Annotated in this window: 17 protein-coding genes; 10 read left to right on the top strand and 7 right to left on the bottom strand. The window is 40.1% G+C overall.

The window, feature by feature from the left end:
- Position 1 precedes the first annotated feature (1 nt).
- From DLJ48_RS08125 to DLJ48_RS08110, 4 genes are all read right to left on the bottom strand, one after another.
- A complete protein-coding gene (locus tag DLJ48_RS08125; protein ID WP_128686966.1) occupies positions 2 to 979 on the bottom strand; it encodes a polyprenyl synthetase family protein in 978 nt (325 codons plus the stop codon).
- Positions 976 to 1,536: a Gx transporter family protein gene (locus tag DLJ48_RS08120; RefSeq protein ID WP_128686965.1), complete on the bottom strand. Its 561-nt coding sequence runs from the start codon at positions 1,534 to 1,536 to the stop codon at positions 976 to 978. Before DLJ48_RS08120 ends, DLJ48_RS08125 begins: the two co-directional genes overlap by 4 nt.
- Complete coding sequence (locus DLJ48_RS08115; RefSeq protein ID WP_243148586.1) at positions 1,533 to 1,931, bottom strand: NusG domain II-containing protein; 399 nt, start codon at positions 1,929 to 1,931, stop codon at positions 1,533 to 1,535. The genes DLJ48_RS08120 and DLJ48_RS08115 overlap by 4 nt, the downstream gene beginning before the upstream one ends.
- A gap of 88 nt (positions 1,932 to 2,019) precedes the next feature.
- Positions 2,020 to 3,888 (bottom strand): FAD-dependent oxidoreductase, encoded by a 1,869-nt coding sequence (locus DLJ48_RS08110; RefSeq protein WP_128686963.1) that lies wholly within the window; start codon positions 3,886 to 3,888, stop codon positions 2,020 to 2,022.
- Between the two features lie 184 nt (positions 3,889 to 4,072).
- On the opposite strand from DLJ48_RS08110, the gene DLJ48_RS08105 reads away from it, so the two are divergent.
- From DLJ48_RS08105 to DLJ48_RS08090, 4 genes are read left to right on the top strand one after another with little or no spacing between them, the layout of a single operon-like run.
- On the top strand, positions 4,073 to 5,203 hold the full coding sequence (locus DLJ48_RS08105; RefSeq protein WP_128686962.1) for a THUMP domain-containing class I SAM-dependent RNA methyltransferase: 1,131 nt from the start codon (positions 4,073 to 4,075) through the stop codon (positions 5,201 to 5,203).
- Between the two features lie 15 nt (positions 5,204 to 5,218).
- Positions 5,219 to 5,614: an EbsA family protein gene (locus tag DLJ48_RS08100; RefSeq protein WP_128686961.1), complete on the top strand. Its 396-nt coding sequence runs from the start codon at positions 5,219 to 5,221 to the stop codon at positions 5,612 to 5,614.
- Positions 5,604 to 6,512, top strand: coding sequence for an RluA family pseudouridine synthase (locus DLJ48_RS08095; RefSeq protein ID WP_128686960.1), 909 nt, complete (start codon positions 5,604 to 5,606; stop codon positions 6,510 to 6,512). Before DLJ48_RS08100 ends, DLJ48_RS08095 begins: the two co-directional genes overlap by 11 nt.
- Entirely contained in the window at positions 6,509 to 7,132 is a 624-nt protein-coding gene (locus DLJ48_RS08090) for a class I SAM-dependent methyltransferase (protein ID WP_128686959.1), read from the top strand. Before DLJ48_RS08095 ends, DLJ48_RS08090 begins: the two co-directional genes overlap by 4 nt.
- Here DLJ48_RS08090 and DLJ48_RS08085 read toward each other — a convergent pair.
- Positions 7,109 to 8,752 carry an Rqc2 family fibronectin-binding protein gene (locus tag DLJ48_RS08085; protein ID WP_128686958.1) on the bottom strand — a complete coding sequence of 548 codons (1,644 nt, stop codon included), beginning with the start codon at positions 8,750 to 8,752 and terminating at the stop codon, positions 7,109 to 7,111. The genes DLJ48_RS08090 and DLJ48_RS08085 overlap by 24 nt on opposite strands.
- Before the next feature lie 108 nt (positions 8,753 to 8,860).
- Between DLJ48_RS08085 and DLJ48_RS08080 the strand changes: the two genes are divergently transcribed.
- Positions 8,861 to 9,265: a MarR family winged helix-turn-helix transcriptional regulator gene (locus DLJ48_RS08080; RefSeq protein ID WP_128686957.1), complete on the top strand. Its 405-nt coding sequence runs from the start codon at positions 8,861 to 8,863 to the stop codon at positions 9,263 to 9,265.
- Here the strand turns inward: DLJ48_RS08080 and DLJ48_RS08475 are convergent, their stop codons facing one another.
- Both DLJ48_RS08475 and DLJ48_RS08075 read right to left on the bottom strand, forming a co-directional pair.
- A complete protein-coding gene (locus tag DLJ48_RS08475; protein WP_165438702.1) occupies positions 9,266 to 9,427 on the bottom strand; it encodes a hypothetical protein in 162 nt (53 codons plus the stop codon). It lies immediately after the preceding gene.
- Positions 9,428 to 9,439: 12 nt separating this feature from the next.
- A complete protein-coding gene (locus tag DLJ48_RS08075; RefSeq protein WP_243148584.1) occupies positions 9,440 to 10,135 on the bottom strand; it encodes a DUF1361 domain-containing protein in 696 nt (231 codons plus the stop codon).
- A 39-nt stretch (positions 10,136 to 10,174) separates the two neighbouring features.
- On the opposite strand from DLJ48_RS08075, the gene uvrC reads away from it, so the two are divergent.
- Genes uvrC through DLJ48_RS08050 form a run of 5 tightly spaced genes read left to right on the top strand, consistent with a single transcriptional unit; the run spans position 10,175 to position 16,681 of the window.
- Positions 10,175 to 11,998, top strand: coding sequence for an excinuclease ABC subunit UvrC (uvrC, locus tag DLJ48_RS08070; RefSeq protein WP_128686956.1), 1,824 nt, complete (start codon positions 10,175 to 10,177; stop codon positions 11,996 to 11,998).
- An 18-nt stretch (positions 11,999 to 12,016) separates the two neighbouring features.
- Positions 12,017 to 13,321, top strand: a complete 1,305-nt coding sequence (gene obgE, locus DLJ48_RS08065; protein ID WP_128686955.1) for a GTPase ObgE — start codon at positions 12,017 to 12,019, stop codon at positions 13,319 to 13,321.
- A gap of 7 nt (positions 13,322 to 13,328) precedes the next feature.
- Positions 13,329 to 14,306 carry a ribonuclease Z gene (gene rnz / locus DLJ48_RS08060; protein WP_128686954.1) on the top strand — a complete coding sequence of 326 codons (978 nt, stop codon included), beginning with the start codon at positions 13,329 to 13,331 and terminating at the stop codon, positions 14,304 to 14,306.
- Entirely contained in the window at positions 14,296 to 16,164 is a 1,869-nt protein-coding gene (gene recJ / locus DLJ48_RS08055) for a single-stranded-DNA-specific exonuclease RecJ (protein ID WP_128686953.1), read from the top strand. The genes rnz and recJ overlap by 11 nt, the downstream gene beginning before the upstream one ends.
- On the top strand, positions 16,154 to 16,681 hold the full coding sequence (locus tag DLJ48_RS08050; RefSeq protein WP_128686952.1) for an adenine phosphoribosyltransferase: 528 nt from the start codon (positions 16,154 to 16,156) through the stop codon (positions 16,679 to 16,681). Before recJ ends, DLJ48_RS08050 begins: the two co-directional genes overlap by 11 nt.

The following is a 16,681-nucleotide window of genomic DNA, read 5'->3' as shown; positions in this document are numbered from 1 at the left end:
TTTAAAATCGCCGTTCCAACAAAGCACTTGTGATTTCGATTAAAATTTTTTTGGCCGGAAGATCGGGTAATTCTTTTAAACCGATCAAAGCTTCTTGTGTGTAGTTGTCAGCGATTGTCTTGGCTTGTTTGATACCACCGAGCTTGATCACCAGTTTGATAGCGATCAGAAGGTCCTGGTCGTTTATTTGAGCTTGTTTTTTCAATAGCGGCACAAGAGCTGTCCGATCTTGAGCCATGGCCAAAATCAAAGGTGCTGAATAAATACCCTCGCGAATATCTTTATGAATCGGCTTACCGATTTCTTGACTCGTATCCGTATAATCTAAAATATCATCAAGCAGCTGAAAAGCAATGCCGATTTTAAGACCGATCTGTTCAGCTCTCTTGGCAAATGCAATTGTATTACCACTTTCGTAGGCACCTAAAAAGGCTGCTAATGAAAACAGCTGACCGGTTTTTCCGGAAACTTGTTTAAAATATTGATCGATCGAAATATTGACGTCATAGCGCTCGGATGTTTGTGCCATCTCACCATTTAAAATTGCTTCCATATGCTGACTGTAGCGCTCAATACCACGAAAATCACCTGCATATTTCGACATCAGTCTAAAACAAACAATAAATAAATAATCACCGGAATAGACAGCAGTACTCTGCCCGAATTGTTCTTGGATCGAAATTGAGCCGCGACGGGTCGGGGAACTATCGATCACATCATCGTGGATCAAGGTGGCAGTATGCAGTGTTTCAACGGCAGCAGCTAGGGCGATCATTTTGTGACGATCGGTTGCTTTAAACATTGAAAACAGCAATAGGTATGCTGGGCGCAATAGTTTGCCGCCAGAACCAACCATGTGCAAAATAGCCTGAGCAATAGGCTGATTATCAGCTCTAATATTTTGCGCCATAAGATCTAGTGTTTGACCTAATTCGTCTTTGATCATTGGATATTGATCCCAGATTGCATTGATTTTCATGCTTGCGTCCTCTTTTTGGGTTGTTTAAATTCAAAGCGTAGACGCGATAAGGTTGCGACGTGTTCAAAAAGAAAATTGGCGATGATACCGACTGCGATTCCGGCTAAAATACCAATAAAGGATAGCACTGGCATGTATAGCATGACTGTCCAAGAACCAGCGATCCAGCTGGCAACCGTTAGTTGGCCAACATTAAATAAAATACCACCAGCTGCAGAAATGCCGATCATAGAAACGTGTTTATTCCCAAGCTGTTTGATCAAAAGCATGCCGATCCAAGACAAGCCGGCGCCGGTAGCCGAGTATAGAAAAGTCGACATTGTTCCGCCAAGCAGGCTCGTTAGAATTAAACGCATCATCATTAACAGGAAACTCTCAGAGACTGGCAATGTATATAGAGACAGAATCGTGATGATGTTTGCTAATCCTAATTTGGCACCTGGAGCAAAGGCAAAAGGGAAGGGAATCATACGCTCGATCAGGCCAATGATCACGCCCTGAGCGCAAAGTAATGAGATATAGATGTACTGCCTGGTTTTGTCTGAGGAATAATTCAATTCACTAATCCTCCGGTATTTTTTCCATTGCTCGATCTGATTTCAACAATTAATTTATGTGGCAAACAGACGATTGATTCACCGGCCCGATCAATTGAGGCGTGATTGACGCAGATTTGGTCAGGGCAGTTTGCTTCTACAATTTTAATTTTTTTGCCAGTAGCAACAACGTCATTAAAAGCTTCACCGTTTGTAAAACGGTATTTAGTAATACCTTTATGATCAGTCAGCTGAATCCTGCGGACCACCTTACCTGCGTGACTAATGACAGCTGTTAAAATAATTTGTCTGCCAACTGTCTGCCTGCTTTGCTCCTGATAAGAAAAAATAATTAGCGGTGCAAAAGAGAGCAGGATCAAAGAAAGGACAATTAGAAAATCCAGTGGTTTGATCATTTTAAAATATTTTTTTAAACTATCGGAGAGCTTCATTGATCCTCACTTTGGATGACATTGAACCAGGGAATTTCAGCTCATATTGTAATCATTTGTAAGACGATTTTGTTTTGCCATACCACCAATTGCCTAAGTGTTTTTGCAACCAAGGCTGGAGATACTTGTCAATGCCAAAAGTTCTGCCCGAACCATTCATGACCGCGATCGCAATTGGGATCATCCAAATATTTGTCCAATAAAACATTGAACTCAGTGAGAAAATTGTGACAAAGGCAACCGAAGCCGCTGAAGACAGCCAGGTAAAGACGCCAAAAATCAAGGCCAATCCAATCAATAATTCAAAAACTGTCATTGTTTTTTGCATAAAAAAGGCGACATCAGTGTTGGGAATCATAAATTTAGTAATATTGTAGTACCATTTTGGAATGTGTTTGAAAATAAGCATCGGCTGATTGCCATACTGATAAGAAAGAGAAAAAGTTGCCTTTACTGTTTTCGTCACGGTCGCGGTGGCATCTTTGCCAGCTGCTGAAGCCCCAGAAGTTGTATTAGTGAGCAGCCAATCAAAGGTAGAAAGTCTTAATTTATTCACAAACCAGGAATTTTTGCCAGAAAGTTTTGGTATCACGTCCACTACCCAAGTTGCGCCAAGGAACAATCGCGCCGGGACTGACCAAAGTACATTGCCTTGCCTGCTGAGGTAACCGTAGAACATGTTTCTTTCATTGGAATTATTAAAGAATTCATGTTGCATGTATTTAAATAAATAGTAAGCATTTGTGATCTGCGCGAAATAGATGATATTGATCATGTGTTTGACGGCTTGAGCAAAAAAACCGCTTAGATGAAAATTTTTACCGACCTGGGCGACGGCGTACTTAGAACCGATCGATACAACGAAACCAGAATATTTGCCTTCAAATACTGCATTAGTAGGTTGGCCAGCAATTGATAGGGCAATGTTTTTAGAAGCAACGACTGCACCAGCTTCCGATCCTTGAACTGTCTGCGGTTGTCCTTTTCCTGAGCCATTTTCGTCCGTAAAAGACCCGTCTCCCAATACATAAATATTAGTCTGATCAAGCGCTTGACCGTTTTCATTTGTAATGATTCGTCCAGCTTTGCCTTGTTTTAGACCAAAAGTCTGTGCTTCTTCAGTGGCTTTGATACCGGCTGTCCAGATTAATGTTGCAGTAGGAAACTTGGTCGAATCTTTAAATTCTGTATAGTCCTCGGCAACGCGTACGACCGTTGTATTTTTTAAAATTTCAACACCGTGTTGACGCAGATGCTTTTCACCTTTGGCAGCGTCTTTACGATCAAGCATATTCATCAAATTAGCAGTCATCTCGATTAACGACAACTTAATTTCGGACGGATCAATTTTATTTCTCTTGGCGAGAATGGTTTTCCAGTCAATTAATTCGCCAATCATTTCAACCCCGGTAAAGCCTGAACCGACAACTGCAATTGACAAAAGACTTTTTCGTTTAGCTGGATCGTTTTCAACAGCACCAAGCCGAATATGTTCCTCGATGGTGTGCTTAAGTGCAATGGCTTGTTCGAATGATCCGATCATATATCCGTACTCTTCAACACCAGGTGTTGCAAAAGTATTCGGCTGAGAACCGGTACTCAAAACTAAGTAATCATAGGGATATTGACCATTTTTAGCTAAGACCAACTTGTTTTCTTTATCAATACCAGTGACTTCATCTGTGACGATACTGACATTTTTTCGATGACTGAATAATCTTTGTAAGTCGTATTGCACAGCGTCTGGTTCGACCCGATCAGCAATCACTTCATGAAGTTCGGTCATGTAGGTCAAATAAGAATGTTTATCAATTAAAGTGATATGAACATGAGCGTTTTTCTTAAATTTTTTTGCGAGTTTTTTAACGGTATAAACGCCGCCGAATCCGCCGCCAACAACGACGATGCTAATCCCTGACATACTAGGATCCCTCCATTTGTTAAAAAGTAAACTAACTTTAACTTCTTAATTGTAAGCCTTTTCAGTTTGGCTTGTCCAGTTGTTTGATTATCTTTATCGATGTTGTTTTCGTTAACAAAACCAATCAATTAAAGGCTTTTTTGAAGCCTCGTATTTATGCCGTCTGAACAAGTAGAATGGAGTCATGGATGATTTCAATTTAATTGCGACTTGCGGACAGGGAATCGAAGCATTAGTTGCCAAAGAGCTCAATAATTTAGGCTATAAAACGCAAACTGAGAACGGATTTGTGCGTTTTTCTGGTAATCAACGGGATATTTTAAGGACGAATGTTTGGCTGAGAACGGCAGACCGAATCAAAATTCTAGTTGGTGAATTTCATACTTTGCGTTTCGATGATCTCTTTGAATCGGTCAAAGCTTTGCCCTGGAGCGATTTCATTAATTGGGATGACAATTTTCCTGTTATGGAAGCACATAGCCGTGATTCGCAATTATTCAGCGTGCCTGATATTCAGCGAATTACAAAAAAAGCCATTGTGGAAGCCCTGAGAGCACAAACAGGCCACGAAGAATTGCCTGAAACTGGACATCATGTCGGAATTGATATTCGTCTTGACAAAAACAATGTGCGGATCATGATCGATACGAGCGGGGAATCGCTTTTCAAGCGTGGCTACCGTAGCGAGCATGGTGGTGCACCATTAAAGGAAAATTTTGCGGCAGCGCTTGTCTTACTAACTAATTGGTTTACGGACAATCCTTTTGTTGATCCTGTCTGCGGATCTGGTACAATTCCGATCGAGGCCGCACTGATCGGCAAGAATATTGCGCCAGGCATGAATCGCGATTTTGAAATTGAGACTTGGAACTGGTTTGACAAAAAAATCAGTCAAGATGTTAGAGAAGAAGCTGATAGTTTGGCTAAATATGATCAGCCGCTGGACATTACAGGCTATGATATTGATGGCAATATGATTCGCATTTCAAAGGAAAATGCAAAAAAAGCTGGTCTTTATAATGACATTACGTTCAAGCAAATGGCCGTCAAAGACTGGTCAACTGACAAGATCAACGGCATTATTGTGGCTAATCCACCTTATGGTCAGCGTTTAGGCGAACTGGAAGAGGCCGAAGTTCTTTATCAGCAAATGGGGGCTATTTACAGAAAAATGCCAACCTGGAGCAAATATATTTTGACTAGCGATGAAAATTTCGAGCATATATATGGCCAAAAAGCGACAAAGAAACGCAAACTTTATAACGGCCCGATTCGGACTGATCTATATCAATACTGGGGTAAAAAGGAACGCTGATTTATAATAAATGCCATGCAAAACAAACGACTTATAACTTATTATCAAGATCTTGGATTTAAAGGGCAGGTAACCTTGATTTGGCTGGCAATTTTTGGTCTCTTGGCCCTAATTGTCCAATTGGAATTTTCAAGACTGGCTTTTGCTGCTTTTGTTGTTTGGGGTCTGTTTCTGTTCACAACTATGTTTTACTTTTTGCGTTTGCGTCTCTTGATCGAATCAGACCATATCCTATTTCAGGGGATTTTTTTAGGAAACGATCTAGATATTGAAATCGCAGATCTAACAATTACGAAAATCGTTGCTAATAGACGCCTTGTTGAATTCAGTTTCGAAAATCGAGATTACCGTATTGTTACGAGCAAAAAAGCTATTAACTATTTTCAGAAACTAGCTGATCATGTCGAATAAAGTCTTAAAAATCACTGTTGACAAGGGAATTGATCGATTAGACAAATTTTTAGCAGAGCAGTTTCCTGATGTTTCACGAAGCCAGATCGACAAATTAATTAATGGTCATCATGTCACGGTCAATGATGACTTGAAGCTTCCAAAATATCATGTACAGAGCGGTGATCAAATTTCGTTGACTTTTCCAGCGATTAAAAATAGTGATCTGTTGGCTGAAGATATACCGTTAGATATTATTTATGAAGATGATGACTTAATTGTGGTGAATAAGCCACAAGGAATGGTCGTACATCCAAGTGCTGGTCATGCAGACCATACTCTCGTAAATGCTTTATTAGCACATGCGCCTTTGTCAACGATCAATGGTCAGTTTCGGCCTGGTATCGTTCACCGGATCGACAAAGACACTAGCGGTTTATTAATGGTTGCTAAAAATAATTTTGCACATGAGCGATTGTCAGACGATTTAAGAAAACATAAAACAGGTCGAAAATATTTGGCGCTTGTTCACGGCAATTTTCATGAACAAACGGGCACGATCAAAGCGCCAATAGGACGTGATCCAAAGAACCGACAAAAACAAGCAGTTATCGCTAGCGGCAGATCGGCAGTCACACATTTTAAAGTTTTGGAGCAATTCAAAAATTATGCTCTGATCGAGGCTATTTTAGAGACAGGCCGCACGCATCAAATTCGTGTGCATATGGCTTATATTGGTCACCCCGTCGCTGCTGACCCACTTTACGGCCCGAAAAAAACACTCTCGGGGCATGGCCAATATCTGCATGCAGCCAGTTTGACACTGACGCAACCACATACGGGTCAAGAACTGTCTTTTTCAACACCGGTACCAGAAGAATTCCAAAAAATGTTGGGTAGACTAAGAAATAGCCGATGAACAAAGATAAAGATTATGAACAACTTAGTCGAAAACACTACAACCAAATTGCCCAACATTTTGATTTTTCCTTGGACGGGTTATTGTCTTATCCCTTCAAACGATTGATTAATCATAATTTGCACCTACAGGCTGGTGATCGTATTTTGGATGTTGGCTGTGCAAACGGTCGATTACTTGCTTTACTTGGGCGACAGGCTAAAATTACAGCCGTTGGCCTTGATATTGCTGAGAAAATGGTTCAAAAAGCCAGACAAAATTATCCTGAGTATCGTTTTATCACGGGTTCAGCTGAGGATTTAGCAGTTTGTGGCGAAAAGTTTGATTATATTATTTGTTCTGCCTCTTTTCACCATTTCCCCGATCCGGTCAGATTTTTGAATTCAGCCAAACAGCATTTAAGCAGTCACGGACGACTGATCATTGCAGAAATTAATTTACCTTTTTTTCATGATCTTTACAATCGTATGCTTATCTTGAAATCTCAAGAAGGAGACGTAAAAGCATATACGACGGGCGAATTAACAAATTTATTTTCAGAAAACCATTTTAAAATTATGCATCAGCAGATTTTTTTTCAAATACAATATTATGAATTAAGCCTTCAAACGCTCGACTAATTTACTATCCGGCGTCACGAAAATAGTCTGCTGACCTTCGAAAATAACAAATCCTGGTTTGGCGCCATTGGGTTTGTGCAGCTTGCCTGCTGGCAAATAATCCACTGCGACATTGGCTGAATTTTTGGCTTTACTGAAATAAGCTGCTAATTTTGCAGCTTGAACAAGACTGTTGTCGCTTGGATGATTGCTATGAAGAATCACATGCGAACCAGGCAATTTTTGAACATGCAGCCAAATCTCATCTTTTCTAGCGGTTTTCAAACTTAATTCGTCATTTTGAAAATTATTTTTACCAACTTCGATAGATATACCATCAGTTGTTTTAAAACGATCCGGTTTCGCTAAAGCAGATCTTTTTTTTGCTGAAGGTCGACTAATTTTTCTATCTTTCAAAAATCCCTGAGTTAATAATTCTAATTTAATTTGGTCAAGATCCTTGGGGGACGCGTCTTTTAACTGTTCGTCGATCGTTTCAAAATAGTCTAAATCGGCTGCAGTTAATTTAATTTGTTGGTCCAAGTGCTGAACGGATTTTTTTAATTTCTGATATTTTGTGAAATATTTTTGCGCATTTGCGTTAGCGGATATTTTTGGATCCAAAGAGATGGTCAATTGGCTATTGTCGTAATAGTTATCTAAAGTAACTGTTTCTTGTCCACGGACGATCTTATTTTGATAAGCGGTCAGTAATTCGCCTTTGATACGGTCGCTTTCAGCTTTATCTGTTTTGGCAAGATCATCATTTAAGTTTCTGAGTTTGCGCTGATTTTTATGTAATTCATTTTTGATGATCTGATCAATTTGAGAAGACAAAGCGTGAACGCGTGAACTGTTAGCTGTGTGAACATAATAAGCATCTAAGAGATCAGACAAAAGTGAGAAATTTGATCGTTGGCCAACTAACGTGCTATAAGGAAAAGCTGTGAATTCAGCATGTTGTTCGTCGATTTTTGTTAAAGTTGGATCTGCTTGGTCAAATTTTTTAAACCAATCAGTTAAATAGGTTGATTTAGTAGCTTCTTTAGCTGATACTTTTGACATACCTTGATAATGATTCGCTAAAGTATGGGCGTCGCTTGAGGTGAATTGGCTTGATTTAAAAGGATCGATCAAATCTTGTTTTGGCGGTCTGCTATATTGCGCGCCGGGCATGAGAATACGGACGCGATTTTCAAAAGCTGGCACATGCTTGATCAACTCAACGATTTTGTTTTCTGAATCAAGTAAAAAAAGATTGGAATGACGACCCATAATTTCGAGAATTAATTCATAAGAAACAGCATCACCGATCTCATTGGCATTGGCGACCATGATTTTTAAAATACGATCATTCTCCACCTGCTGAAAGCCGAGAATTTTGCCCCCTTGCAGATAACGTCTTAAGACCATGACAAAATTCGGTGCTGTTAACGGGTTTTCAAAATCAACTTTCGTAATTTGCGCGCGCGCCATGACCGGATGGGCTGAAAGCAGCAGCCGACGATTCTTACCAAAAGATCGTACAGTCATAATGATCTCATATGGGAAAGGAAAGGCGATTTTTGTAATGCGGCCACCAGCCAATTCTTTATTCAATTCTTTTGTCATTGCGTGCAGAAAAAGTCCATCAAAAGCCATAAACCTAGTCTAGACTAAAGTTCAAAGATTTTCTTAAATCGAATTTTTGTTCTCTTGTATAGTACAATTTCAATGATTATAATTTATTGCAGTATACAAAGACTAATTATGAAGACAGCTTTGGAAAGTTTAAGAAGTGCTGATGCACGATATACTGAGAAACTCATCAAATTGATGAAGTCTTTTGGTATGACAATTGCCGAACATCGACTTTTGCTATTAATTGAATCTAGTCTTGACACACAAGAAAAGATATCAAAAGCCACAAAATTGGATACCTCAACACTGAGTCGACAATTGAAATCAGCTGTGAAAAAAGAGCTGTTAGATAAAATTGCAACTGGTCGAGATAAAAGACAGTTGATCTATTCAGTCACAGAAAAAGGCCAAGCCGATGTCAAACAAATTGCGGCTGAACTAGCGAGAATTGACGCTGCCGTTTTTACTGATTGGAATCAAAATGATCGAGCGCTATTAGAACAGCTGCTTGATAAACTAGAAAAATCGATTTGATCATTTCTTTTCTTTATCACTGACTTTTTTATTTTTATTAACAGCATCTTTTTGTCCTAATGCTTTTTTGCGCGATGCATTTTCTTTTTCATCGTCCGGCATGATAAACAGATTTTCTATTTTTTTATAGGGATCGTTTTCCATTTTTTGAATTCTAGCCATCGTCTACCTCTTTTAATTAATTTTATCGGTTTTTCCTACTGTATCTACATCAAAAATCAGATAGAAGAGCCAATATAGCGCCAGGGTCATGACAGCAAACAAAATCACAAATCCTAAAGTATGCTTGTCCATCTGGCTGACGATCATTTGTAATAAATATTTTGGTCGTTTAACGATATCCCAAGAATTGAATCTTGGAAAGCGGCCGAGAAAAATACCAAAGCCGGCCAATAAGCTGACGAGTATTGAAAATAGCCAGGCCATTAAGGATCCAAACTTTTCGCGAACTATTTCATCGATGATATAAAAAGACAGCATCCCCATTAAAACGCCCGTAATAATTGCAAAAGTTGCGAACAGAACACCAAACCAAGCCGAATGCAATGTTGAAATATTCAGCCCATAAGACACGCGATACAAATTTAAGTGAGCTAGGTCTGTGACCATATAAGGGGAATTAGGGAAAGTTACTAGCCAGACGAAAGCTAAAATACCGATCAAAACAGGACTGCTTTTACTTTTGTAGAAAATTTCAATAATCAAGGCAAAAAGCAAAGGCATCAGTGCAAGAAAAATATTCCAAATATAAGCCCTGGCTAATGGAATATAACTATTAAAAATACTGGCAACGATAAATAGAACGGCATAAGTAAAGATCAGACCGCTTGTTAGACGATAGTTTCGATTGTGATTCAGCTTATTAAGCATTGGAGAATATTTTAACGTAGATTTGTATATAATTTTAGCGTGGCTTCTGATTTGATCGAACAAAAATTAGCCTTGCTGCCCAATCAGCCTGGTTCATATCAAATGAAGGATAAAAACGGCAAGATTATCTATGTTGGTAAAGCAAAAAATCTTAAAAACCGCGTTCGCTCGTATTTTAAGGCTGAACATACTGGCAAAACAGCCGAACTCGTGGCAACTATTCGTGATTTTGAATTTATTGTTACAAATTCCGATAAAGAGGCTTTTTTACTAGAAAATACTTTAATAAAACGTTATCGGCCCTATTTTAATATTCGGCTAAAATTTTCTGGTTCGTATCCATATTTGGAAATTACGAATGAACGCGATCCGCGCTTAATTTTGGCTAACACGCTCAAGCATGATCACGGTACGTACTTTGGCCCGTATCCGAATGTTTATGCTGCTTCTGAAACACTGCATTTTTTACAAGCAACTTATCCCTTGCGGCGCTGCAATGGTTATCAAGGCAGACCTTGTCTTTATTATTCCATGGGACAGTGTTTAGGTGCCTGTTGGCACGAAGTGCCTCAAGCGGAATATGATAAAAATATCAATGCGATCACACATTTTCTTAATGGCGAGACTCGAGCTGCGATTTCCGATATCAAACAGAAAATGAAAGATGCTTCTGATAAGACAGAGTATGAATTGGCGGCTGATTTTCGTGATCGCTTGCAGTTCATTGATCAAACGGTTGAAAATCAGCGAGTCTTGCAAAATGATCATACGCCGCGTGATTTATTTAATTATTATATGGATAAAGGCTGGATGACAGTTGAAACTTTCTTTTTGCGGCAAGGCCGTTTATTGCGTCAGCAGAAGGAGACCTTCTCATTAGTCGATTCCGCTAACGAAGAACTGGAGTCTTATATTCAGCAGTTTTACGGTCAAAAAAATGCTCAAAAACCCAAGGAAGTGCTTGTACCGAAGGGTGTTGATACACATTTATTAGCTGAAACTTTGGAAATTTCTGTGCGGACACCTGCCCGGGGTGAAAAGCGTGATCTACTAGCTTTGGCTGAAAAAAATGCTCAAATCACACTAGAAGACAAATTCCGTCTCATGGAATTAAACGAACAAAAAACGATCGGTGCGATGAAAGAGATTACGGATGCTTTGAAATTACCGCAAGGTCATCGTTTCGAATCTTTTGACCATTCCAATACACAGGGCAGTAATTATGTATCGGCACTAGTTGTTTTTGAAGATGGCCAGCCAAACAAAAATCTTTATCGTCGCTATAAATTAAGAACACCAACTGGCCAAGACGAGGCGAAAGCAACTTTTGAAGTCATCACACGACGATATACACGCTTACGCGATGAAGGACAGATGTATCCAGATTTGATTTTGATGGATGGCGGTGAAATTCAGCTGCATGCGGCTGAAAAGGCGTTATCGGAATTAAGCATCGATATTCCCGTAGCGGCTATGATCAAAAATGATAAACATCAGACGGCAGATCTGCTGAATTCGCAAGGTGAACACCTGTTTTTGGATCCGCATTCGCAAGGTTTCTATTTATTACAACGAATCCAAGATGAAGTTCATCGTTTTGTTATTACTTTCCATCGGCAATTAAGGACAAAAACCAACTTGTCTTCGCGTTTGGATGAGATCGCTGGTGTCGGACCAAAATCAAGGATCAAACTGATGCGTCGTTTTGGTTCTTTGCCAAAAATCGCTGATGCTTCCATTGAAGATATTAAAGCACTAGGACTGGGCGATAAAGTAGCAACCTTAGTTAAGGTATCCGTTTCAGCAATTGTCAAATCTGAAAATAAAAAGATTGTTTTGAAGCGGAAATTTGAAAAAGAATAGACCTGTATAATAGATAAGATGGCATTTGTAGATCAAGCAACAATTGAAGTAAAAGCCGGTAACGGCGGTGATGGAATTATTTCTTTTCGTCATGAAAAATTTGTCCCATTAGGCGGTCCTTTTGGTGGTGATGGTGGTAAAGGCGGTGATATTTATTTCGTCGTCGATGAAGGCCTGCGAACACTAATGGATTTTCGTTATAATCGTCATTTTCGTGCTAAGCACGGTGAAAAAGGCGGTACTAAAGGGATGACTGGAGCTTCGGCTAATGACCTGTATGTGAAAGTACCAGCTGGGACAATTGTTTCCAACGCAGAAACTAATCAGCAGCTCGCAGATCTGACTGAAAATGGCAAAGAATTTATGATCGCTCATGGTGGTCGTGGTGGACGCGGCAACATGCGTTTTGCAACACCAGCCAACCCGGCGCCTGAAATTTCTGAAAACGGCGAACCCGGTCAAGTCCTGAAAGTAAAGCTGGAGTTGCGTGTTTTAGCCGATGTCGGTTTAGTAGGTTTTCCTTCGGCTGGCAAGTCGACCTTTTTGTCTGTTGTGACAGCAGCTCGTCCGAAAATCGCAGCTTATCATTTTACGACAATTGACCCCAACTTGGGGATGGTCCAATTATCGGATGGGCGTGATTTCACGATCGCTGATTTACCCGGGTTGATCAAAGGTGCATCAAAGGGCATTGGCCTCGGTTTTGAATTTCTGCGTCATGTTGAACGTACGCGTGTCCTACTGCACATGGTTGATATGAGTGAAGAATCTGGTTTAGGCATTACACCCTTTGAAGCATATCAGCAGATTAATGAAGAATTAACAACTTATGATCCTCGTTTATTAGATAGACCGATGATTATTGTCGCCACAAAAATGGATCTGCCAAGTTCTAAAGCAAACCTTGAAAGCTTTAAACAAGCTTTGGCTGATCACCAAATCAATCAGCCAGTCGAAGAGATTTCATCAGTTGCACAGACTGGCACAAGAGTACTTTTGCTAAAAGTTGCTGATTTACTGGATAAAACGCCCCAGGTTTCGCCTGACAAAACTGTCTCCGATAGCGATCGTCTTTATGAGTTCAAAGATGATAAGGCAATGGATTTCCAGATCGAACAGGATGGTGATGATTGGCTGATCGTGAGTGATCGAATTTCAAGATTGGCTAAAATGACGAATCGAACGACTGAAGAATCATTACGGCGTTTTGCAAGACAGCTGCGTGCCTTTGGCGTTGATGACAAATTAAGAGAAGCGGGAGCTAAAGATGGCGACATGGTCTATATTGAAGACGCAGATTTCGCTTTTGAGTTTGAAGATTAAATAACTTATGGAATTAGAATTTTTAGGAACCGGGGCAGGTCAGCCGAGCAAACAGCGAAATGTCACTTCAATTGCTTTACGTCTTTTAGACGAGAGAAATGAGGTTTGGCTTTTTGATGTTGGTGAAGCAACGCAGCACCAATTATTAAAATCGAATACGCGATCGCGCAAAGTTACAAAGATTTTTATCACGCACATGCATGGCGACCATATTTTTGGCTTGCCAGGATTTTTGACTTCTCGTAATTTTCAAGGATCGGAAATTATCGATGGTGGGAGACCGACGGATTTAACCATTTATGGACCAGCAGCTTTGCAGCAATTTGTTTTTTCTGTGCTGAGAGCGGCACAAGTCCGTCTGCAGTATCGCGTCAATTTTGTTCAGGTCCATACAGGCGTGATTTTTAATGATAAACAATTTTCAGTATCGGCTTTCGCAATGAATCATGGCATCGAAGACTATGCCTATCGAGTCGTTGAAAAAGATACGGTGGGTGAGTTGGAGGTACAGAAACTGCTGGATCTAGGTCTTCAATCCGGTCCAGTTTTTGGCAAAATAAAAGCTGGTCAGACGATCAAACTTTCTGATGGACGTGTCATCAACGGCCAAGAGTTCGTTGGCTCGGATCGGCCTGGTCGAATTGTCGCGATTGTTTTAGATACGAAAGAGACACCAGCGATTATTGATGCGGCAAAAAATGCCGATGTTTTGGTTCATGAAGCCACCTATGATGGCGATAACAGTGTCATGGCTAAAAAACATGGACATTCTACTTCTGTTCAAGCGGCCGAGCATGCTAAAAAAGCTGGTGCTAAAGGATTGATTTTGACACATATTTCTGCTCGCTATCTGGGACATATGGCTGATCAATTGGTCAAACAAGCGAAGTCCGTTTTTCCGAATACTGAAATTGCTCACGACTTGGAAGTTTTTGATATCCCGGCTAAAAAATCTGAACGGAAAGATCAAGTTAATGCTGGATAATCAATATCCTTGGATAGAGAAAAATCCGGATGGGCGTTTGATTCAGGCTATCGTTCACCATTTCGCTTTCAATCAATTGACCAGTCGCGTTTTAGCCAACCGTTTTTCATCATTACCTGCGATTCAACGCTTTTTTGATTTAGATAGCAAAATATTGATTGATCCAAGTCATTTGAGTCAGATAGATTTGTTGAAAAGACGTTTAGAAACAGCTGTTGCTAAACAAGAAAAAATTGTGATTTATGGCGATTATGATGCAGATGGTATTACGAGTAGCGCAATTTTGATGAAGACTTTGCGCCTTATTGGTGCGAAAGTCGATTATTATATTCCGAATCGCTTTAAAGATGGTTATGGACCGAATTTAGTAGTCTATCAGCATCTCATTGATACTGGTGCTGCGATTATTTTTGCAATTGATAATGGTATTTCCGGCTATGACGCAGTCGAATTGGCCAACCAGAATGGTGTGGATGTTTTGATTGCAGATCATCATGAATTGCCTGAGAAATTGCCAAGAGCTAAGGTGATCATTCATCCGGAATTGTCGCCTGATTATTCTTTTAAGGATTTATCGGCGGCTGGCATTGCTTACAAAATTGCTGAATACTTATTAGGCGACAAACAAGCAGAACAATTTTTGCCTTTAACAGCCGTTGGAGAAATTGCCGATGTGATGCCTTTGATTGGTGAAAATCGGATTTTGATCAAAAAAGGTTTGCAGCTGCTCAAAGACGGCAGGAATCTAGGCCTTTTAAAGCTGGCGGAGAAGGCGGATTTGAAACTGAATAACTTGTCTGCTGTTGATGTCGCTTTTAAAATTGCGCCTCGACTGAATTCACTCGGCCGAATGGCTGATGCGGCCACTGGTGTTGAGTTATTGGTGAGCGATAACGAGAAAAAAATCGTCAAGATCGTTGATCAGGTGGAACATTTGAATAAACAACGTCAAAAAGAAGTTGAAAAAATTTACGATGTAGCGAAAAAACAAGTTTCCCCACAGGGAAAGGATGTCATTATTGCAGCTGGTGATAATTGGCATGAAGGCGTGATCGGCATCGTGGCTGGTCGCTTATCTTCTGCATTCGGTCGTCCAGCAGTTGTTTTTTCAATTCGTGACGGCATTGCCAAAGGTTCAGCCCGCAGTGTTTCTGATTTTGATATTTTTGCAGCTTTGAAAAAAGCGGATACTCTGTTTATATCCTTTGGCGGCCACAAGCAAGCGGCTGGATTGAGCTTAAAAGCGGTAGACTTAGACAAATTCGCTGCTAAAATCAATGCACATGATTACCGTTTTCAAAGCGAAAAAATGCAGGTTGACGCTCAAGTTCAAGCCCAAGATTTATCTATTCAGACTTTTCAGCAGTTAAGAAAGTTAGCGCCATTTGGTGAAGCGAATCCGCAGCCAATTTTAGAATTGAAACATGTTCGTTTGGCAAATAGTCAAATTTTAGGGTCGGCAGGAAAACACTTTAAATTAAAAGTGATTGGTTTTAATGGTGATATTCTATTCTTCAATCGACCAGATTTAATTGGCAAAATCCAAATTGGCGAGACCTTATCAATTGTTGGTACCTTATCTTTGAATGAATGGCAGCAGCGGCAGTCACTGCAACTGATTGCTTTAGATATTAAAAGTGAAGAAAATTTGCCTGATCGACTCACTTTTACACGTATGTACAAACACTATTACGCACAAGATGTTTTATATTCACCAAATGATTTCTATCAAAAAGTATTTTTAGAATTAGGATTTGTTAAAATTGTAAATGGCGTTGTTTTTGTCTTGCCAGAAGCAAAACATGCTGAATTATCCGAGTCGGATACTTATCGAAAGCGAGCAGAAAATGGAAATTGATTTACACGATTATATTGCAACAACGCCGGATTTTCCGGAAAAAGGAGTTATGTTTCGTGACATCAATCCGTTGATCGGAAACGGTGCAGCCTACCGCCAAGCGATCAATCAATTAATTGATTTCGCGCGTCCGCTTCATCCTGATATCATTGCTGGTCCTGAGGCTCGCGGCTTCGTGGTTGGATCGCCAATGGCATATCAAATGGGTATCGGTTTTGTGCCAGCACGTAAATATGGCAAGCTTCCCCGCAAATCTGTTAACGCTAAATATGGTTTGGAATATGGTCACAGCGAATTGCAAATGCATGTTGATGCCATCCAACCAGGCCAGCGTGTTTTTATCGTTGATGATTTGTTAGCAACTGGTGGTACGATCACAGCGACGATGAACTTGGTTCGCCAACTAGGCGGGATCGTTGTTGGTACTGGGTTCTTTATTGAACTCGAAGACCTTAATGGGCGTGAAAATATCATGAAAATTGATAATGTTCCATTTAAAGCTTTGCTTGAATATTGA

It is taken from the genome of Oenococcus sicerae, assembly GCF_004102045.2.
GTDB classification, from domain to species: domain Bacteria; phylum Bacillota; class Bacilli; order Lactobacillales; family Lactobacillaceae; genus Oenococcus; species Oenococcus sicerae.
This window is presented reverse-complemented; position numbering and strand designations above follow the sequence as displayed.